This is a genomic window from Ruegeria sp. CDSB117, assembly GCF_059611005.1.
Genome location: NZ_JBXWOS010000024.1, coordinates 17,919 through 37,994 on the forward strand (window position 1 = coordinate 17,919; position 20,076 = coordinate 37,994).

General features: G+C 57.6%; 11 protein-coding genes and 3 pseudogenes. 7 read left to right on the plus strand and 7 right to left on the minus strand.

Annotated elements, in window-relative coordinates:
• The first annotated feature begins 112 nt into the window (after positions 1–112).
• Positions 113–4,864, plus strand: a complete 4,752-nt coding sequence (locus AC2FJC_RS20335) for a hypothetical protein (RefSeq protein ID WP_496741152.1) — start codon at positions 113–115, stop codon at positions 4,862–4,864.
• Positions 4,865–4,888: 24 nt separating this feature from the next.
• Entirely contained in the window at positions 4,889–8,389 is a 3,501-nt protein-coding gene (locus AC2FJC_RS20340) for a hypothetical protein (protein WP_496741154.1), read from the plus strand.
• Positions 8,390–8,592: 203 nt separating this feature from the next.
• Here the strand turns inward: AC2FJC_RS20340 and AC2FJC_RS20345 are convergent.
• A pseudogene (locus tag AC2FJC_RS20345) lies at positions 8,593–8,819 on the minus strand (DDE-type integrase/transposase/recombinase); the annotation flags it as partial.
• A gap of 113 nt (positions 8,820–8,932) precedes the next feature.
• Here AC2FJC_RS20345 and AC2FJC_RS20350 point away from each other — a divergent pair.
• Positions 8,933–9,120 (plus strand): annotated as a pseudogene (locus AC2FJC_RS20350) (transposase); the annotation flags it as partial.
• Positions 9,121–9,225: 105 nt separating this feature from the next.
• On the opposite strand, the gene AC2FJC_RS20355 reads toward AC2FJC_RS20350, so the two are convergent.
• The 3 genes from AC2FJC_RS20355 to AC2FJC_RS20365 form a co-directional block, all read right to left on the minus strand.
• A complete protein-coding gene (locus AC2FJC_RS20355) occupies positions 9,226–10,242 on the minus strand; it encodes a GlxA family transcriptional regulator (RefSeq protein ID WP_496741156.1) in 1,017 nt (338 codons plus the stop codon).
• 72 nt (positions 10,243–10,314) lie between these two features.
• Positions 10,315–11,787, minus strand: a complete 1,473-nt coding sequence (nhaC, locus tag AC2FJC_RS20360; protein WP_496741157.1) for a Na+/H+ antiporter NhaC — start codon at positions 11,785–11,787, stop codon at positions 10,315–10,317.
• 348 nt (positions 11,788–12,135) lie between these two features.
• Positions 12,136–13,218 carry a helix-turn-helix domain-containing protein gene (locus tag AC2FJC_RS20365; RefSeq protein WP_496741158.1) on the minus strand — a complete coding sequence of 361 codons (1,083 nt, stop codon included), beginning with the start codon at positions 13,216–13,218 and terminating at the stop codon, positions 12,136–12,138.
• Between the two features lie 121 nt (positions 13,219–13,339).
• Between AC2FJC_RS20365 and AC2FJC_RS20370 the strand changes: the two genes are divergently transcribed.
• A complete protein-coding gene (locus AC2FJC_RS20370; protein WP_496741159.1) occupies positions 13,340–14,548 on the plus strand; it encodes a sterol desaturase family protein in 1,209 nt (402 codons plus the stop codon).
• Between the two features lie 112 nt (positions 14,549–14,660).
• Here the strand turns inward: AC2FJC_RS20370 and AC2FJC_RS20375 are convergent, their stop codons facing one another.
• From AC2FJC_RS20375 to AC2FJC_RS20385, 3 genes are all read right to left on the minus strand, one after another.
• Entirely contained in the window at positions 14,661–15,278 is a 618-nt protein-coding gene (locus tag AC2FJC_RS20375; protein WP_496741161.1) for a TetR/AcrR family transcriptional regulator, read from the minus strand.
• A complete protein-coding gene (locus tag AC2FJC_RS20380; RefSeq protein ID WP_496741163.1) occupies positions 15,275–15,793 on the minus strand; it encodes a dihydrofolate reductase family protein in 519 nt (172 codons plus the stop codon). Before AC2FJC_RS20380 ends, AC2FJC_RS20375 begins: the two co-directional genes overlap by 4 nt.
• A 93-nt stretch (positions 15,794–15,886) precedes the next feature.
• A complete protein-coding gene (locus AC2FJC_RS20385; protein ID WP_496741165.1) occupies positions 15,887–16,759 on the minus strand; it encodes a LysR substrate-binding domain-containing protein in 873 nt (290 codons plus the stop codon).
• 103 nt (positions 16,760–16,862) lie between these two features.
• Between AC2FJC_RS20385 and AC2FJC_RS20390 the strand changes: the two genes are divergently transcribed.
• The 3 genes and pseudogenes from AC2FJC_RS20390 to AC2FJC_RS20400 all read left to right on the plus strand — a co-directional run.
• Complete coding sequence (locus AC2FJC_RS20390) at positions 16,863–18,431, plus strand: trimethylamine methyltransferase family protein (protein WP_496741167.1); 1,569 nt, start codon at positions 16,863–16,865, stop codon at positions 18,429–18,431.
• A 12-nt stretch (positions 18,432–18,443) separates the two neighbouring features.
• The gene (locus AC2FJC_RS20395; RefSeq protein WP_496741169.1) at positions 18,444–19,535 is read left to right on the plus strand and encodes an aminomethyl transferase family protein; all 1,092 of its coding nucleotides are present in this window, start codon (positions 18,444–18,446) and stop codon (positions 19,533–19,535) included.
• A gap of 104 nt (positions 19,536–19,639) precedes the next feature.
• Positions 19,640–19,993 (plus strand): annotated as a pseudogene (locus AC2FJC_RS20400) (site-specific integrase); the annotation flags it as partial.
• Between the last annotated feature and the right edge of the window lie 83 nt (positions 19,994–20,076).

Below are 20,076 nucleotides of genomic sequence, written 5' to 3' on the forward strand. Positions count from 1 at the left end.
CGAATCGCAAAATATGTTAGGATTTATCATCAAGAACGCCGGTCTATTAACCTCAATTCTTCAACCAGTATTAGTTTATCGTCGCATTTCTCCACTTGTTCTTGGAGGTCATATGTCAGCCGATTCAACACTTTACAACTTTGCCGTAGAATTCTTGCGAAACCAGGACGAGCGGCCCAACACACCAGATACCGTTCCCGATTCCAATGCCCTGGACGTGCGGCGTGCAGCGCTGGCAGGGTCGAGCGAAGCCTTCGCTGCGGCGCTTTCAGGGGCTGCTCCGGCGGAAATCAGCGTAACCGAAGCTGAGGAAGCGGCTGCGGCCCTTCGAACACTTTACGTCGATAGCGCCCAGGATCGCGATACGCTTGCAAGTCTTGCAGAGCACGGGCTTTCTTGGGACCGGATCGACGGCGCGGAGAGAGTACTGCGCTCCGGCTCCGACCGCGTGGTGGCGGTGCGCCGGGTTCCGATCTTCAGTACGCAACTGAATGACGCTCTTCCGGCCTGGACCAGTGGCTTAGCGGCCGAAGCGGTCATCGGGCCAGCACGTGATGCTTTCGGTCGTGACATTTGGATCCATATATTCCGGATCGTCCGCCAGGTCCGATTTGTCCGTGCCCCCGGCGGTGTCCCGTTCCTAAGCGTCCCGCACGTCCAGTTTGCCTCAGTGTTCCATTCCGCCGCACAAGTCGATCACGACCTCGCGGGCGGCAGCTTTTGGATGGCAACGAACCAATTTGCGACTGTGGCTGGCGACACCTACACTGGCATCCGGATCAAAGGCGGCTCGCTGTCTTTTTCTTCGCCGATTGCGGTCAATGGCGACGAGGTCGTCGTCCCGACCACTGTCACCTGCAAGCTCGATATCTTGCTGGATCCGCCCGCGCGGGGCACTTCGGGCGTCCCATTGGACCACGCCGGCACGGACGCGCGCGCCTCGATCTTCGATCCACCAGAAGCCCTGCAGATCGTCATTGGCTCTGGCGGCAATCGGATTGAAGCGACGGCAGACGCCACCATTGGTGCCTTCGGTGAAGAGGTGGAATTAACGCCAGCGCAATCCGCAGCACTGTACCTGCCGGAATTCAACCGACTGTTGGTGCCAATGACCCCGACCGAAACGGAGTTCACGGTCACCGCCTCTGATGCCAAGGATTTTGCGATCGCGGGCGACGCCCCGATCACCGGCGGTGGCCTTGCACTGCCGGCCGCGCGCATCGTCCCCGCGCTTTTGGGCGAGGCGGCGGGAGTCGGCGCATTGATGCTCCGGATCGACCCTGGACTTTCGGCTCAAATATCTTCTGAAATTGCGCCCGGACAGCTTGGGCTAACCACTTTGATGGTCGATCAGGAGCGACTTGCACTCACCGCCCTGCAAGCCGAACAGGATGGTCGCCGCACACTGATCGAAATTGGCGACGTGACACCTGAGTCACGCGCTGAAATTGGGCGCGCGACCCAAGGTTCGGTGCGTTACTTCGCCCAGACTGGCGGGCAGGAGGCCGTCCAGTATGTGGCCGATGTCAGCCTGCGCCCGGACCTTCCGCGCGATGTCGCAGGCGATCGTGTGCCGCTGCGCTTACTGGATGCGGTCGTCATCATCGCTCAGATTGGGGATATCGGCGCGCTCGCAATCTATGGTCGAAATCGCGGGGACCGGCGACGGTGCTTTCAGATAAAGAATGGTCTCCTGCGCACCAACGACCCGATCAACGCCCTTCTATACGGCTTTTTCGATGGCGAGCGCATAAACTCCGGTGCCCTTTGGGCAGGCTACAGACTGGAGGGGATCGTACCGACATTGCCTGACCCTTATGCCGCCAACGTCGGTATCCGCGACACGTCCGAGAAACGGGGCGCTCAGCTTCTGATCAGCCGGTTCGCCGTCCAGCCAGGCAGCCGGACACTGGACTTTTTCCTCCCGGGCCCAGCGCCTGTAGCGGCCCCCAACGATGGCGACACCGGCGCATCCATGAACCTACTGTCGAACTCCGTTGCGGCTGTTGCCTCGGTCACCGACATCTCCTTCGCCGCGCGTCCCAACACCGCCGCGGCCGCCGCTGATCCGAGTTGGGGGAAAGCGCTTGGCGATGCGCTAGACTTCGAATTTGTCCCTAAGATCACCCTTCTCGATGTCTCCAGTGGCGCGGGCCAGTTTGGTGTCGCGCTGCGCCCACCACGTGGCCCGCGCGATCCTATCGGAGTTTCCAGCACTGCGCCGACGACTGCAGTCAACCAGGTCGTCGCCATTGAGGACCTGGCTTTCGAGGTGGATCCCAATTGGATGGTGCTGCTGACCCTTCCTGCGGTTCAATGGGAACCCGCGGTCGTCGTTCCGCCGGAGCCTGCGGACGCTATCGCCTTTCCCGAACGTGTGGTGTTTCTCAATTCCGGCGTCCCCGCGGTCATCGACCTGCCCGACGGGGACCGCGTACCATTCGCACCGGTGCCCGCCTATGACACGATCCTCGACCGGCTCCGCGGCGACACCCACCCGTCTAGCCGGGCGCGAGTCACCCTCCCCTTTGGAATGATCGCCTCCGCTCGAATGACGGCGCCGACCGATACCGAACGCGGTGTTCGGGTGCAGGAAACCCGCCCGGAGGCCCCTGATGACATGCAAGGCGCCCACCAGCTTTCGCTGCGCGCGCGGGACCGCACGCTCGCAGGTCGCCAGACCCCCGCCATGCCCGGCCATACGGTGCAACTTCCCGTTGCCGTGCCTGCGGATGTACCCGGTGCGCCAGTCAGTATCCTGGGAACCAGCGCGACGAGCATATTCAACTCTAGCCTTGGTGCTGGTTCACCCAGCACTGCGCTCGTCCCCGTCACGCGGCTCGACCTTTCGGGCTATGGCGAAAGCATCTTCAGCAAGTGGAACAACCCACTGAACGCCACAACTCAGGTCGAGAAGGTCGAACTGGACGTGCCCGTCGGACGCACCGCGCGGGAAGTCGTCACCGTCAAATCGGTTCTGGTTCCCTACGGCGTGCCTGTTGTGCGCACGATCACGCTTCAGCGTAAGGCAGACGCCATTGTCGGTCGCAGCGACACCGGCTGGGTTGCGGGCGGCGATGGCCTGTATGACTTCCCAGGTCTCGGCCTGATCACTCATCCCGGCGTCGTAAGCCGGATCACAAATGTCACCGAGATCGCTGAGACCGGCCAGATCGTCACCGCCAATGGGCAGGATTTCATGGCCGTCTACTTCCAAGGCGATCTGGTCATGGATGGCGCCGACGCTCCTGTACCGGTCAAACAGCACCTGGGCTACGTGCGCATTACCGCCGACCCGCCGGCCTTCGACGTCGCCACCTACACCGACCTGATCAATCAGGTCGGGCCGATGTGCGGCCCTGTCGAAGCGGTTTGTGCCGTCGCAGGCGGAGAGCAGAAGATGCGTATGAACCGCGTCGGCATTGCTGTCGCGGGAACCGAGTTCGCGATGACTGCATGGGGCAGCCTCGTCTTTCCCGGCGGCGAATGGTCTGTGCTCGAGACGCTCGACGCCAGCGGCGCCCCTTCGCCGGTGCCTGAGGATGAAGGCTTGCCGCTGATCCGGCGCGGCGCAGCTGGCCTGCCGACAGGAGAACCTTACCGCTTTGCCGACCCCGAGGATCTCTTCGCCGTCAACCCGGCCAAGGATTACGGCATCCTGCACTCCATGGGGATGCAGCGTGCCTTCTTTCGCCGACCCCGGATCGAGCCGACCGAACCCAATCGCATCGTCTCGACCGAACGCCCGATCATCGCCGATCCTTTCGTCCTCGCCGACTCGTTGTCCATGTTCCCCGAGCAGTCCGACTGCATCCCCTTCCCGAGTGCCAACTTCGCATTGGTGGCTGATGGCGGCAGCTTCCGCCTTGACGGTCCCGGCACTTTCAATGCGGGGATCGGGCGACGCACGACCGCGTCTGCCGGAAGTGTGCAAAGCGACGTTGATTACACCAACTCAGAGGTCACATACGAAGTCGACACCAGTCAGCCAACTCCGTGGGAGTTCCGCCTAACCAACGCCACCCGCATCATGGCGCATACTGATATGGGCGATGTGATCACCACGGTTGCGCAGGTCAGCGCCCTTGGTGACCCCGACACCCGTTTCGAAGCGCCCGAACTCCGAATGGGCGGACCCGTACAGATCGTGCAGGACCTTCTGACAATCCTGCAGGAACTGGGTATCTCCGGCGAACCGGATGTCCGGATGGAGAATAAATGGAAATTCACGTTCGGAATGAAAGTTCCCTTCAAAACCAGTAGCGGCGCCGATCTTCAGATCCCGCCCTCACCGCTGCCGGGAGACATCATCTTTGCGGACACCGGCGTAGAAGTTCTGGTTACCTTGGCGAAGGAAAAGACCAAAGCGAAGTTCTCGCTGGGCGGCAAACCGATGTTCGCGATCAAGGCGGTTCCCGGCCTATACGCCGTTGCGATCATCAAGTTCTCACTCATCATGTCTGTGAAGGACGGCACGACCTTCGTGGTCACTATCGGCTTTGGGATTGCCTACATGAAAAAGGTCGGACCGGGCGACTTCCTCAAGCTTAAGGGTATGGTTGGGTTCACCTTCATCGCCATTATCGGTGAAACCGTAATGGGTTGGGGCGGAGGGATTCTGCTGCAGGCCGAGGCAGCCATCAAACCAATCATATCCGTCGCCATCCGGTTCGAGGCAATGGGGGCCCGACTACTCGCGCAACCGGGCACCGGCAACGAGACCGTGTTCTTCGTCTCGAAAGTTACCGTATCGATCGACATCTCGGTCTTTCTGGTCCTGAGCTTTTCCGCCTCCTGGGACGCAAAGATGGTTGAAATCACGCGCGGCCCCCTCGGCAAAGAGGATGCTCCAGATGTGCTGTAATAACCAAAAGGGGAGGATCGCCCCATGACTGCCGCGTCCCGCCTTGTGCTGCTGCCGTTCCTCCAGAATTGGGATGGCGCAAATCTCTCGCTACGTCTGATGGTGACCCCCCAGACCGATCCGACCTCGGCCCCCGCACCGGGTCTGTCACCCTATGCGACAACGGATTTCGACGTTGTTGTTCGCACCATCGCGGACCCGACGGTGCTGCCGTCACCGGCCAGCGTCGCCACCGGCGAGACTGCGATCACGTTGCCCGCAATGCCTCAGGCCGAAACGCTGTTTCAATCACTGGCGTCCGAGCTCCCCATCGACAATTCCGTCACGCCTACCGACCCACGCACCGCCTCGATCCGGATCATGAAGTACGCGCCACCGCCCTATCGCGAGGCCACAGGCTATGGCCAAGGTGCCAATCCCTTCCTTCTGACCGATGACACGTATCGCTGCGCGCTCAAGGCCGTTCCGCCCGCAGGCACGTCCATCGCCGACACGGCCCCACCGTTGTCGTGGGGCCAGGTTCTGGCCGGCGTACTTCGCCAGCCTTTACTTGCCGAAGCGGTAGGTCTCATTCGCACAATCGACATCCCTCTTCCTGCAGACGTCGTCTCACAAGGGGGCTGGGTCTATGTCGATCTTGCCCCTGGCGGTCCGTGGCAGTCGCTTGCCGGCATTCCCGGAGCGCTGCGTCTCTACGCCGCGCGGCTGTCCCCGCTATCGGGGCCACGCCCGCTGTTCACGGCTGTGCAGTTCCCCGTCACAGCAGCACCCATCCCGGGCTACGACGATATCTTCGCCGAGGCCGTACGTTATGACGACGGCTTCGCCAAAGAGGTCTATGGCGCGCAACCGGCCTGGGCCGACCCCTTCGACGAGGACGGTGAGGACGAAGCGGAGCGTCCCGCGACAGAACGCGGCCTGCTTGTCGGCTGCGACGACTCGCAGCTAGTCACCTGGTTCAACCGTCAGATTAGCCCCGGTGCTGCGCCGTTGGATGCGCCGATGGGCGTACGCGGCTATCGCATCGACGCCCGGGAAACCGGCAGTTCCGACTGGGTTCCCCTGACGATGGGGGAAACCGCTCTTGTTCTCGGCGGCAATGACCTTGGTAGTGTTCAGGCCAACTTCCCCGTCGAGGTCGGACCGAACAAGATCCTCGGCGATCCCACCGCCAACATGTGGCTTCCCTCCTATTTCGCCGCCTGGAACGGCCGGCCGCTTGTGGGGGTCGACCGCTTCGCCGACCGGCTGATGGGCGGCGACGATGAACCTGAACCTGTCATAGGAGTGCCCCCCGATATCCCGCTGCGCTATGGCACCACATACGATCTGCGCATTCGACTTTGCGATCTTTCCGGCGGCGGCCCCGGCATCGAAACCGAGGCCCTGAACCCTGGTGCACAGCCTGTCTACACCGCAACGATGAAGCGCTACGTCCGGCCCGCTGGACTGCGTACGACGCCCGCCCTGCCTTCGGCAGCCGATCCCACCGACCCTCCAGCCTCGCTCACAGTTACCAAACCCCGACTGCACTACCCCGCGTGCCTCGTGGCCGGCGGAACCGAGGCCGAGCTTGAGGCAGATATGCCCCAGGCCGCCGCCGAGCAGCGCGCACCTGGCCTTCCGGACCTAGATGTGGACATCCTCGAGATCTCGGTTGAAGTGCTGCGTCCAGACGTGAACCCGGAAGACGATGAGCCGGTCTACGAACAGCTCTACACTATAGAGCGCGCCTTCGATGCCGATGGTCAGGCCCTGCTAGATCTCGAATACGTTGACACCGCCGACATCGGGACCATGGCAATCCCCACAGACGGCGCGATCACTATTCCGACTTCGCGCAATGTGCGGCTGAACCTAACCCCTATCTGCTCGGACAAACCCAACTACTTCGGTGCCGATGACGTGCGCCGCGGCGAAACTGCGCGGCGCTACCTACGCAGCCCGGCCCAGGACGAACGTGGCCTCATTAGCCTGCCACGCGGATGGGTGGCCGAGGGTTTCTATCTGCAACCTACAGAACCGGGAAGCCGGGCGCTTGTCAGAGCCAACCGTGCCGGAGGTCGTACTGGTCAGGGGGCCGAGAACCCGATCGCGCGGCTTGCCTCCGCGCTCGACCTCGATCATGTGGGCGCAAGCCTGCGCGCTCGCCCGGGACAGCGATGCCTATTCGGGCTGCACTCAAGTCTGAACGCAGTTATCGGTCCCGACGGCGGTTCAGTCCGCTTCGCAACCAAATCCGAAGTGACCAGCCAGTGGATCGTCGCGGTCGTTGTCAACATCGAAAGGGACTGGACATGGGATGGGCTAAGTGGGTTGCGCATCGAGCGTGACGGCAACCAAGTGGGCCGCGTGAGCTGGCGGCAGTCCGCCCCGCACGAAGTCGCCCGCGCAGCCGCCAATGGAGAAACGACGCTGATCTTCCTCGATGCGATCGACCCCGAGCCCGCGGACGGCAGCTTCCCGCGTCCTTTGCAGTTAAAATACACCGCCATCCCCGAATACAAAGTTGACCCCGCACAAGAGGACGGTGCCGAAGAGGTCGATCTGACCTTGCCCGTCGCCCGGCCTCCGCGCCAGGTGCCCAAAATTGTCTCGGCTGGCATCGCATTATCACCCTACTTGCGCGACCCAGCGTATTCCCACTCCGAGGAACGAACCCGGCTGGTCTGGCTCGAGTTCGACCGCCCGCCCGACGATCCGAATGATAGCCTGTTCGCGCGCATGCTCGCCACCAGTCCGGACCCAGTACTCACCGGCGATCTTACCGGCGACCCGACGCTGGGTAACACGCCCCTGCCCATCGACCTTGAACTGATCCGCACGATCATCCCCGAGCAAGCCGATGACCGCAGCGGACTGGGCGCGATGCAGAAGCTTTTGCCCACGAACAGCCCTCGGCACTTTATGCTACCGCTGCCCCAAGGGCTGCCGCCCGAAGCGCCCGAACTCTTCGGTTTCTTCCTTTACGAATTCCGCGTCGGTCACGCCGAGATGTGGAGTACTGCGCAAGGCAGATACGGGCGGCCCCTGCAAGTCGCAGGTATCCAGCACGCGCCTCCTCCGCTTACCTGCGGCGTCACCCGCTCGACCCAGCGGTTGACTGTCAGCGCCGAATTCGCCGACCCGGTCAAGAATGGTCGCTCCGTGCAACCTGTGGTGCCACGCACCGACCTTTGGGTGCTGCTTTACGTACAAGCGGTGCAAGCTGATGACGAAGACCGGCGCAACGTGCTTCTGGGTCGTCGCCAGCTTGCAGCTCCGCGCCGCCCGCGCCAGCCCTTCGATGACAGAAGCTTTGGATTTACCGCCACAACCGAGCCCGCCGGCCAGACAAGCTGGTCGGCCGCAGAGATCACGAGTCTTCTGGCCGACATAACGCTTGGCCCCGATGCACCGCTCAGCTGTCTCGTTGTCGAGACCCTGCCCGGCGAGGTACCGCACAAGGATCCGCTAGGCGCGCATCTTGGCTACGAACGCATTCTGCGCGCATCACCTCTGACGAAGGTGCCCGAGGTCTGTTAGGCCCAAATTTTTCTGCCTGCGACTAATCGCACGGTTTGGCGACGTATACAGGGGTCCCGGTCGGATCGGATACCTGCGATAAGAGGACTGTTGCGTTAATTGGTTGAAGCTGGGTCAAGTGCAGCGCATGCGGCCGGACTATACGCGCTCGAACAGTTTGAGATGAAGCCGGTCTCTCCTCGAACACCGGTCTATTTGTGTCAAATGTGACCGCGCTTGTTGGTCCGGATCGTCTCTATCCCACTCAGTGTTGCCCTCACGGTTCGCAAGGCTCGAATGCTCTGACGGTACCTAAGTAGGCGCTTCATCGCGACATGATCACTTTCGACCAAATTGTTCCGCCACTTTCGATCAATTTGCCTGTGCAGTCAAAATCCGGATCGTATCGGCGGTTGATTTCGCAGATGATACGCCGATAAGCGTAGGCCTTGGGAGCCTTAACGTCTCGCGAACCGAGAGCCGGAAAGCGGACCGTGGTTGGGCTCAGGACACATTGATTTTTGGTTTCAGCGTGATTCACGTTGCCGAAAACAAGCGGTTACCATGCCTGACCTTTTCTGGCTGAGCGACGAGCAGATGGCGTGCCTTGAGCCCTTCTTTCCTAAGTCTCATGGCAAGCCACGTGTAGATGATCGACGTGTTCAGAGTACGATTATCTCCATCAATAGCAATGGGTTGCGCTGGTGCGATGCGCCAAGGAATACGGGTCGCACAAGGCGCTATATAATCGCGCTCGCGGCTCTCGTCATTTATTGGTTATGATGCCCGACCCTAACTGCACATAACCTAAATCAAAAATTCAAAATTTTTGACTTCCGATACTGGTCAGATGCAATTTAATCGCGTCTTTCAGACCATCCTCTCCGGAAAGAAGTTGGCGCCTCGCCGTAGCGTTTCTTGAATCGTACGGTCAGCTGAGTAGCGCTGCTAAAGCCAGTGGCTGCCGCAATTTCGGCGACCGACATCTCGGTTTCGCTGAGCAGTGCGTATGCCCTCGCGACGCGCAGTTCGATATAGAACTGGACGGGCGAGATTTCGACATACTTTTGAAAAAGACGTTCCAGCTGACGACGCGATATCTGCACAGCTTCCGCAATTTCAAAGATATCCAGCGGCTCTTCCAGGTTTTCATGCATGATCTGCATAGCATTGATCAGGTATTGATTGCGGCTGCCCAAGGCCACCGAGAAGGCCGATTTCTGAAGCGTTTTGCTATTGTTGGATCGAAAGTGGATGCACATGTCTGATACGATGACCGCCAGATCGTTTCCGAAATCGGATTCAATCATGTCCAGCATCATGTCGGTTGCGGCATTTCCACCACCACATGTCATAAGCTCGTTGTCAATCTCGTACAGGTTTGCCGATGGCTCCAAATCGACAAAACTTTCAATGAAAGCCGGGTGGTTTTCCCAATGCAACGTAAACCTTTTTCCCGGTAGAACCCCGGCCTTAGCCAGGGCAAAAGCGCCGGTGCAAATTCCACCCAGATTGCAGCCAAAGGTTCTCTGTCTACTGATCCAAGACAGGACTTTGGGGTTCGTACTTTCGGCTGGTTCAATGCCTGAGCAAACAAACAACCGCGAGGATCGCGGAAGATTGAGCAATGCAAAGTCCGGCGTAATTTCAATCCCGTTGGAACAGGAAACCGGTGTCCCGTATTCGGTGATCAGAAACCACTTATAAAGCTCTTTGTTGGTGACCTGATTGGCGATCCTCAGTGGCTCTACCGCAGCACTAAAGGCCAGCATGGTCAGTTTCGGCAATAGCAAGAAGTAGATTTCTTTGGCCGACCCTTCATGGTCTATGCGATAGCTGGCCGCACCTTTTGGAACAAAGTTTCTCGGGTTCATTGTCTCTCCTCCCAGTATCGACCAAGGCGGATGAAGTGCACCAACACCTGTTGCGGTGTTGGTGCGGTACGGTCAGGCGCTCATCTGGGCAACAGGCTCACCGCTTTCCTCCCACGAGCGGATCTCACCTTCGCTCGCCTTTGGTGAGAAGAGCCCGGTCATGGCATAGATGATACCGATGACCGGTGACAGCCAGCAAGCAAATGCGAGCGGGATGTACAGCAGGTTCTCAAAGTTCCCGTCCGCGATCCCCAGGCCCAGTGCCGTGATGACAAAGGCGCCACCCGCATTCCATGGGATCAGAGGGGACACCAGCGTTCCGCCCTCCTCGACGGCGCGGGACAGGTTCAGCGGGGAATAGCCCATCGCGCGATAGACAGGCGCATACATTCGGCCCGGCAGTGCGATGGACAAGTATGGATCGCCTGCAACGGTATTGGTGGCGACAGACGTCATGATAGCGGAAATCTGTATGCCGGCGAACGACTTCACCTTCGATATGACGACTTTGATGATAGCCTGAAGGCAACCCACGCGTTCAAGCGCTCCGCCGAAACCCAGGGCAAGCAGCACCAGTGAGATGGTCCACATCATCGACTGAATGCCCCCGCGGTTTAGCAAAGGGTCTATCTCCGGAACCCCGGTATCGATTGAATAGCCGCTGTTGGCAAAAGTGAACGTTTCATGAAGCCCGGCCCCCTGACAAAAGATTGCCATAACACCGCCCGCAACAGCCCCCGCAAACAGCGACGGGATCGGAGGTTGCTTCATAACCGCCAGAACGATGACCAGAACCGCCGGAAACAGCATGATCGGTGAAATCCAAAATGCGTCGTCCAGCGCGGTTGTGATCGCGTGAATACGATCAAACGAAACCTGCGACGTGTCGATCAGTGTGAAACCGACGACAAAGTAAATCACCAGCGCGATCAGCATCGAAGGAACTGTGGTCGGAAGCATGTTCCGAATGTGATCGAAAAGATTGGTCCCCGTCACGGCAGGGGCAAGGTTAGTTGTGTCCGACAAAGGCGAGATCTTGTCGCCGAAGAACGCGCCAGAGACCACCGCCCCCGCCGTCCAATACATTGGAATACCAAACCCGGCACCAATCCCCATCAGCGCCAAACCAACTGTACCGGTTGTTCCCCACGATGTGCCCAATGAAACAGAGACAATGGAGCAAAGGATCATTCCTGCGGCAAGGAAAAGCTCGGGCGACAATATCTTGAGGCCGTAATAGATCAGCGTCGGGACGGTGCCGCTTGCGATCCACACGCCAATGATCATACCTACCGTGATCAGTATCGAGACCGACGGCAGGGATATATTAATGACGTGGAACACGCCTTCTTCGATGCTGGGCCATTTGTGACCCAACATAAGGCCAACGATGCCGGTGATCGCGATCCCGAAGGCCAAAGGGATGTGCGGGGTAAAATCGCCGAAATAGAATAGCTGCAGCCCAAGCACACACAGGGTCAGCACGATTGGCACAAGCGCCAGCACTAAGCCGGGTTGACGTATGTTGTCTTCATTCGCAGACATATGGGTCTCCTCCATTGGAATGATCCAGAAGCGGTATGATCTGCGGAAGAAACCAAGTTTAGCAGTGTGGGACCGTCGGTCAGAGCGCACATCCTATTAGAATTTGCGACACAGATGCGTCGGGGTTCGGCTTCTTCGGGTGAACTGAAGGCCGACCAACGCGATCAAGCGCAACAAATTGGCTCCAATTACTGCGCACTCCCAAGCCCCGAACGACAGCAGGCTGTACTACGGGTATTGGCAACAACCCTTGGCAGACGTCCGCCTCATTGATCGTTGCTGCGGTACGGCAGCCGTAATTTTGATTTTTTTTGCAAAGCAGGCTTGGAAGGTGGTTTTGCGGATAGCTTACAAACGTGACTTTGTCGTTTCATGTAAATGCGCCCTTCGAAATTCCGAAGGTGTCATCCCGGTTTGAGCGCGAAAGGCGCGGTTGAATGGCCCCAGTGAGGAAAACCCCACATCGTAAGCGATGCTCAAGACCGAGCGCTCTGCCAGCTCGGGCGATGATAACATGGATTGCGCCTCTTGAATGCGGAACGCGTTCACGAAGCTCGCAAAATTCCGGTGCCCCAAGCCTTGATTGATTGCGGACCTAATGCGGTGTTCCTGTGTCCCAAGATGTGCGGCCACTTGGGCAACGGTCAGCCTTTCGCTGCGCCACAGCCCCTCAGACATCGCGGCTTCAATACGCGTTATGAGCGCGGACTGCGCCGGGTTGGCTTGGTCATCCCGCTTTGGAGTGCTCGGTATCCAGATGTCTGGAACCACGCGAACCGACCACAGCAGGAACGCGCTTGCAGACAGGAAAAACGCACTTGCCTGTAGTGCAAATACCCAGACAGGAAGCGCTTTATCCAGATGGGTGATTTCAAATCCGGTAATGAGAATTCCCAAACTGAGGATCCAGATCAGAAACCAACGCCGAAACCGGCGACGGGCCTCGATCAGATCCCCTGCCTGACCTGAAACTACGATCCACAGGCCATGGAAAAAGAAGATCAGTACGCAGATACCGCGAACTGCACCAAGTTGCAGCTGTAGTTGAGAAAGCCATGCCAAACCGACTATCAACGCAGCGGTCAAGATCTGCCAAGGTCGAACAAAAACGTCATCCTGGAACAGCTCAATCACGGCCCAATAGAGCAAGACAGGGATCACACCTGCGATCATCACAAGCACAATCCGAACCGGGCTGTCGGTTAGATCAATGCTTGGTGAGGACACAATCAAGTAGGGGCCAAAACTGAGGCACAGCAAGACTACTGCCATGCTTTTGCGCTGGAATCCCCCGTTTCTCATGAAGACAGCGGCGCATAACGCGAGTGTGCCGATGGCACTGCCGCGCAGGAAGATATCCAAAATCATTGGGTCTGACATAACAGGCGCAATCGAAGTCGGATTTACCCCGCCGGTCAACGGTATAGCCATGCTGAAACTGAAAAATCCTCGCCGATTTTGCAAGAAACGGATCGGTTTTTAAACTCAGCGCGCTCTGATTTGCGTCGCCAGCCACTGTCCGCCACATGTCAATTCGCATTCGGAGCAGACAATGACTCAGTTAGCCACACTCTTATCCATCTACACGGATGTCTTCGGCGGAGACCTCTTACGGTATATTCTTGGCGCCGGCGGCACGTATCTATTGATCAATATCATGCTGGCACGGCGTCTTGGTGCGCAGAAAATTAGACCCTCTGCAGTGCCACAAGGTCAAATCCTGCGCGAGATTCTAACGAGCCTGCGCACTGTGCTTATCTTTACTGCCGCAGGGACATCCATCGCGCTTGGTGCGAGGGTAGGTGTCATCACAATCTACCAAGACATAGCCGCATATGGCTGGACCTATTTCGCGTTCAGTGTCGCGGTGCTGATTATCCTTCATGATGCGTGGTTCTATTGGACGCACCGTGCCCTGCACTACCCGCCCCTGTTTCGCCGGTTTCACCGCTTGCATCACAAGTCACACCAACCGACTCCCTTCACCTCCTACAGCTTTGACGTTGGCGAGGCCGTGGTGAACGCCGTCTACTTGCCTTTCGTTCTTATCATTCTGCCAACACACCCTGTCGCGCTTTTCATCTTTGTGACCCATATGATGCTGCGCAATGCAATCGGGCACTGTGGGATCGAAATCTTTCCTGCCAATGCAAAAGGCAGGCCGGTCTTTGGCTGGCTCACGAGCGTTACTCATCACGATATGCACCATGCACATGCGGGCTATAACCACGGGCTCTATTTTTCGTGGTGGGATCGGTTCATGAAGACCGAGCATCCAAGATACTTGACCGAATTCGCCCGCGTCGCGCCGCGATTGCGCATCCGAATGGTCAAAACAGCTCTTTTGGTGATTGCGGTTATCGTGGGTATGTTGGCCACCCAAGGACATGCCTTTGACCTAAAAGGCCACTACGCGTCCCCCGGACTCGGCGTGATCGTCGCGTTTGAAGATTGCACATCGAATAAAGCAATAAAGTGTGGACGTCTTGTTTGGGTTTGGAACAAGGACGATACGCCCCATGCGCAGGTTGGTGATATGATCCTGACCGAATTGGTCTTTGACGGCACGGTATGGAAAGGCGCGCTACGCGATCCAGAAACTGGACGGACATATCGTGGATCCATCCAGCAATCGGCCAAGCATCAGTTGACACTTAAAGGCTGCGCCGGGGTATTCTGTGCATATCAAACCTGGCATTCGACCGAGTACCTCAGAACTGTGCTCAGGCGTCATGGAAATAAGGTACAAGGCCATCCCTAAAGATGGCCCATTCCGGACCTTCACACTGCCTTAACAATTCTGCGCTCGCAGTTCGCTTACCGGTCATTCGCTGCAATCGCGAAGACACAGCCCAGTGTGGATGTTTGGGTCGTTAAGGTCGTTCTGCCGGACCACCCTGATACGCTTGTTTTCTCCGCAACCGGACCTCGCGGTCACCAGCTGCTTGATCAAGAATCCAGTTAATCCCGCGCAGAAAGTCATCTATTGTCAGGGGATTGTTTTCTCCGCTGGAGGCAGAGAGTACAAACCCATGTGCATAGTCTATTAGCACGTGAACAAGGACGTCGCCGCCATCGCTGTTTTCAAGCTGGTCCGTGCTGGCCTTTAATTCCCCGGACACGTTTATGAGATCCGCGCTCATCAGCGTCACATCCTCAAGGATCGCGCGCAGAAGGTTGGCGTTCTTCAAGGCGTACCCATAGTAGGTCATCATGATGCTTTGGGCGCGTTCGACTGGAGTATCTCCGTCCACGCCATCCAGAACGCCGGCGAAAGCATTTTCCACCAGATCGGACAAAAGGTGTCTCTTGGTGCCAGCGTGATAGGTCACCGCCATCGGGGTGACCCCAAGTTGATTGGCGAGCATGCGAAACGATAGCGCGTCAACGCCTTTGCTTTGGACAATCGGCAATGCAGTTTTCAGGATCAGCTGTTTCGAAAGGCGCTGCTCAGCCTTTGGCGGCCGCCCCGGTGGGGAAGCTTTCGTCATCCGATTTTCAATCTGTAATCGAGATCCACCAGACCGGAGGGAAAGCTGCTAACCGACACCAGTTCCAGATCAACGTCACCTTGTGTCTCGCCGAATATCCGAATGCCTTCCCCGATTAGGATGGGAATCAAGGTGATCCGCATGTCCGCAATTAGCCCGGCTTTGAGGAAAGAGCGAATGATTGCTCCGCCATCCACATAAACTCGACTGAAACCACGCGCGTCAAAGCTCTTCATCAATTCGGTCGGTGTTTTGTCTGAAACCTCAACCTTTTCGCGCAGGTCATTAGGGATGTCGTCGGCTGACATCGAACGACTGAGAACCACCACCGGCTTCGTGTATGGCCACTCGCCAAACCCCCTAACCGTCCGGTATGATCCCGACCCCATTACGATCACGTCGACACTGTCCTGAAAGGCTGTGAACCCGTGATCTTCATCCTTAGTGGGTTGCTTATCCAACCAATCCAGCCTGTGATCCGGCCTTGCAACAAAGCCGTCTAGACTCATTGCCATCATAATATGTCCCGTGGGCATCGTCTGGACCTCCTTCATATTATTTATATGCCGTATAATAATATCCTTGACGACGCTCAAGGGGAAACACCATCAGGCTTGGCTCTGAACCCAGTCCGAGAATGCCTGCACTGCGCCAATTGGAGCGGTTCTGTGCGGTTGAACTAAGAAATACCCGTATTCAGGCAGAACGGTTTCCGATAACTTAAACAGCCTTTCCGCATTCAAATCGTCCCCAACCAAGTCATCCATCAAAGCGATTCCCTGTCCGTCGATGACCGCTTGCACCCGGACATTCGGGTCAGGAACGATCAGCACATCTCTCCTTGATTGTAGGGGAAGCATTGCGACATTCAGCCAATCAGACCAGGCACTGCTGTCGTCGCGATCTCTCAGCAGCGTAAGCTGTGATATTGCCTCTTCTATTCCTAACTCAGTCACCAAATCGGCTGCCGCCCGATTGCCCACAGGATAGGGTGGTAAGCGCATGAACGATGTAACAGTGCCGTCTCTCCAATTCCCGTTGCCCCACCTGATTGCCAGATCCACTTCCTGCATCTCAGCTTGAGAAAACTCGATCATCGGTTGAATACGAAGCTGCACGTCCGGGTGGCTTTGCATGAATGACATCAGGCGTGGCGATAGCCAGCGCGCAGCGAAATAGGTCGAGACCCCAACAGTCAAAGAGCGCGTTGAGATCCCCTTCAACGCCTGAATTTCGGTTTCGATTTCTTCGTATCGGGCCTGGCAGATTGCGAGCAGTTTCAGTCCTTCACCGGTGAGTGCGACACCCCGCGTTGTGCGCTGAAACAAAACCATCCCCAGATCGGTCTCAAGCGTTTTGATCTGATAACTGATTGCACCCTTTGTCATATTGAGCGCCGACGCCGCCGTCGAAAAGCTGGAATAGCGGGCGATCTCGGCAAATAGCCTCAGCAAGTCGTGGTGATGAAAGCGGGCAGTCATGAGTACAGCGTACAAATTTTCTGAACGCCGAGAAAAGAAATTTTCGATTTTCAAGTTAATTTTTTAAGCCCAAAATTTGCATCTAGTTGCGTGAAACGAAAAGATGACGTTGGACCCTTTGAACGCTGTAGCAGACACATCAACACCGGCGGGGCGTCGCAGACGCGTGCGCCGACGCCGCTTGGCCCGTGACAATGAGCCCTCTGAAAGCACGCCGTTCACGGGGCGCAAGATACCTGCATATAATCTTCTGAGCGAAACGGCACTGATCCGGATCGAAGATCAAGCCGATTGGATATTGAACAATTTTGGTGTCGAGTTCCGGGGGGATCGTACAGCGCTGGATCACTTCGCCCAAACCGGTGCACGCATCGACGGCGAACGTGTACGGTTTGAACCGGGTCACGTCCGCGCGCTTTGCGCTACCGCCCCTAGTGAATTTCAGTTGCATGGCCGAGACCCGGCCAAAACAGTGACACTTGGCGGCGACAATGTTGTGCTGATGCCTGGATACGGCTCTCCCTTTGTCAGCGATCTGGCGAATGGCCGCCGCTATGCGACGCTGGAGGACTTCCGCAATTTCGTCAAGCTGGCCTACACTGCGCCTGCCTTGCACCATTCCGGCGGCACGGTGGTCGAGCCGACAGATGTACCGGTGAACAAACGACATCTGGACATGATGCTGGCGCATCTGACGCTGTCGACCAAACCCTTTATGGGATCTGTCACAACACCCGAGCGTGCGCGGGATAGTATCGAGATGGCACGCTTGGTCTTTGGGGGCGACTTCATGAAGCGCCACGCGGTGATGCAGGCCAATATCAACGTCAATTCGCCGCTGGTTTATGATGATACCATGTCGTCGGCTCTGCGGATCTATGCGGAGGCAGGCCAATGTGTTTGTGTCTCCCCTGCCATTTTCGCGGGCGCTATGGGCCCGCTTTCGCCGGCCGCGGTGGCGGCGCAAACTCTGGCAGAAGCGATGGTTGGCATTGCGCTTGCGCAACTGGTGCGCCCCGGTTGTCCGGTGGTGTTTGGCTCATTCCACTCCAGCATGAACTTGCGCACAGGTGCGCTGACCTTTGGATCGCCCGAGGCGAACATGACCACGATGGCGCTTACTCAATTGGGACGAAGGCTTGGCGTGCCTGTGCGGTCCGGCGGCGGACAGATCACCGCCTCCAATGCGCCCGACGGCCACGCGATGCAGGACAGCACCGGTGCAATGTGGTCCACGCTTTTGTCCGGGGCTCATCACGTTTGGCACGCAGCGGGCTGGCTCGAAGGTGGGCTTGTGATGTCCTACGAGAAATTCATCATGGATCTCGACCACTGTGGCGCGATGCTGAAACTGTTGCAGGGCTTCGAAACGGATGACGAGGCCTTTGGTCGTGATGCCTATTTCGAAGCAGGCCCGGGCGAAAATTTCCTGTCGACCAATCACACGCTGCGGCACTGCGCGACGGCGAATTTTGAGCCACAGATTTCTGACGCCGGACCCTTCGAAACCTGGTCTGAAAATGGTGCTCTTACAGCAGATCAACGCGCCGCCACCCGGTGGCGTCAGTTGTTGAACGACTATCAACGCCCCGAAATGAAACCCGACATCCAGGCCGCGCTTGAAGACTTCGTGTCAGAGCGCAAAGCGCGAATGCCGGACGAATGGTACTAGAGAGGAACCCCCATGACCGAAGAACTTAGCCGCACATCCGCGCTTGCATCCCGCCACACCGCGCTTGGATCGGGGCTTGAGGATTGGAATGGTATGGGCACCGCCTGGACCTACCACACCGATCCCAACGATGAACACGATGCGGTTCGCGAGCGCGCGGGAATGTTTGACATGTCGCCTCTGAAAAAGGTGTTCGTGCGCGGCCCTGACGCCCAAGCGGTTCTTGATCACCTAACCACACGCGATCTTTCCAAGGTCACACCGGGAAAGGCGGCTTACCTGTGCGTGCTGACAGATGAGGGCGGGATCGCCGACGATGCCATAGTGTCCAATAACAGCGGCGACGAATGGATGATCGTGCATGGCTCGGGCAACACGATGGCGCTTCTGGAGAATTCGGCGGAAGGGCGGAACGTGCAGATCGAATTTACCGATGATCTGCATGATCTGTCAGTACAAGGGCCAGCCTCGTTGGAAATTCTCAACGCGAACGCGGATTTTGACCTGGCCGATCTGGCCTATTTCGAACATGCGCCTGCGGTGCTTTTCGGTCACCCCTGCCGTATCTCGAGAACCGGATATTCCGGCGAACGCGGCTACGAGATTTTTGCCGATGGCTCCGTGATCACCGACATTTGGGACAAACTGGCGGAGGCAGGCGTCATGCCCTGCTCCTTTACAGCACTCGACAAGGTGCGGATCGAGGCGGGGCTGCTGTTCTACGGATATGACATGACCGAAGTCAACACGCCCTGGGAGGTCGGCCTTGGCTTTACTGTCAACAAATCCAAGGGCGATTTTCGCGGCAAATCGGCCGTCATGGCCGCAAAAGGTTCCGAGAAGGTCAATAACTTCTGCCTGGATATCGATCATTCTGACATGGTCGAAGGCGGAGAAACACTGTCATTGAATGGCGCGGAGGTGGGCGTCATCAACAGCCCCTGCTTCTCGCACCGATTGGGCAAATCGCTCGCCCTTGCGCATGTTCAGCCACAGCTTGCAATCGGAACCACGCTAAAGGTTTCAGGAAATGATTTCGCGACAAACGCAACAATTGTGTCCAGCCCAATTTACGACCCCGAAAAAGCTCGCACACATAGTTAGGGAGGTCTTGGCAGGCAGCGAGGGTTGCGTCAACGTCGGGTTATCCTCCTGGGTGGGCATGACGGATTGGAGGATCAGTCAAGGAAACACCAAACTTACCGGCCATTCGCGCACTTCGCCCAGCCTGGATCAAAGGCCGTGTCGTGGGTCAGAAGCACCCCTTGAAAACAAAACATGTCTGGGCGATCCGAGTGCGCCTCGAGCTTGCCGAAAACCATCGCGATCTTGCGCTCTTCAACATGGCAATCGACAGTAAGCTCCGCGGCTGCGATCTGGTAAAAATGAAGGTGACAGATGTCATGTCATCGGGTCAGATCTAGGAACCAGCTTCAGTACTTCAAAGCAAGACGCAGAAACCTGTGCGCTTCGAAATATCCGAGGGCACCCGCGCCTCTATTGAGAAATGGATGGAAGACGAACTCATGGTCGAGTCAGAGTACCTTTGGCCCGGCCGATTCACACTTTGCGGACAATGTACCAATTCCTCGATTGCGCCAATGGCCGCTTTCAAAAATTGATCGGTTCGAAAGCCTTGGTTCGT

What these genes read in the sequence shown, in the direction of transcription:
- AC2FJC_RS20335 (WP_496741152.1), top strand. Translation starts at nt 113, where the DNA reads ATGTCAGCCGATTCAACACTTTACAACTTTGCCGTAGAATTCTTGCGA.
- AC2FJC_RS20340 (WP_496741154.1), top strand. Translation starts at nt 4,889, where the DNA reads ATGACTGCCGCGTCCCGCCTTGTGCTGCTGCCGTTCCTCCAGAATTGG.
- AC2FJC_RS20355 (WP_496741156.1), bottom strand. Translation starts at nt 10,242, where the DNA reads ATGAACCCGAGAAACTTTGTTCCAAAAGGTGCGGCCAGCTATCGCATA.
- nhaC (WP_496741157.1), bottom strand. Translation starts at nt 11,787, where the DNA reads ATGTCTGCGAATGAAGACAACATACGTCAACCCGGCTTAGTGCTGGCG.
- AC2FJC_RS20365 (WP_496741158.1), bottom strand. Translation starts at nt 13,218, where the DNA reads ATGGCTATACCGTTGACCGGCGGGGTAAATCCGACTTCGATTGCGCCT.
- AC2FJC_RS20370 (WP_496741159.1), top strand. Translation starts at nt 13,340, where the DNA reads ATGACTCAGTTAGCCACACTCTTATCCATCTACACGGATGTCTTCGGC.
- AC2FJC_RS20375 (WP_496741161.1), bottom strand. Translation starts at nt 15,278, where the DNA reads ATGACGAAAGCTTCCCCACCGGGGCGGCCGCCAAAGGCTGAGCAGCGC.
- AC2FJC_RS20380 (WP_496741163.1), bottom strand. Translation starts at nt 15,793, where the DNA reads ATGGCAATGAGTCTAGACGGCTTTGTTGCAAGGCCGGATCACAGGCTG.
- AC2FJC_RS20385 (WP_496741165.1), bottom strand. Translation starts at nt 16,759, where the DNA reads ATGACTGCCCGCTTTCATCACCACGACTTGCTGAGGCTATTTGCCGAG.
- AC2FJC_RS20390 (WP_496741167.1), top strand. Translation starts at nt 16,863, where the DNA reads ATGACGTTGGACCCTTTGAACGCTGTAGCAGACACATCAACACCGGCG.
- AC2FJC_RS20395 (WP_496741169.1), top strand. Translation starts at nt 18,444, where the DNA reads ATGACCGAAGAACTTAGCCGCACATCCGCGCTTGCATCCCGCCACACC.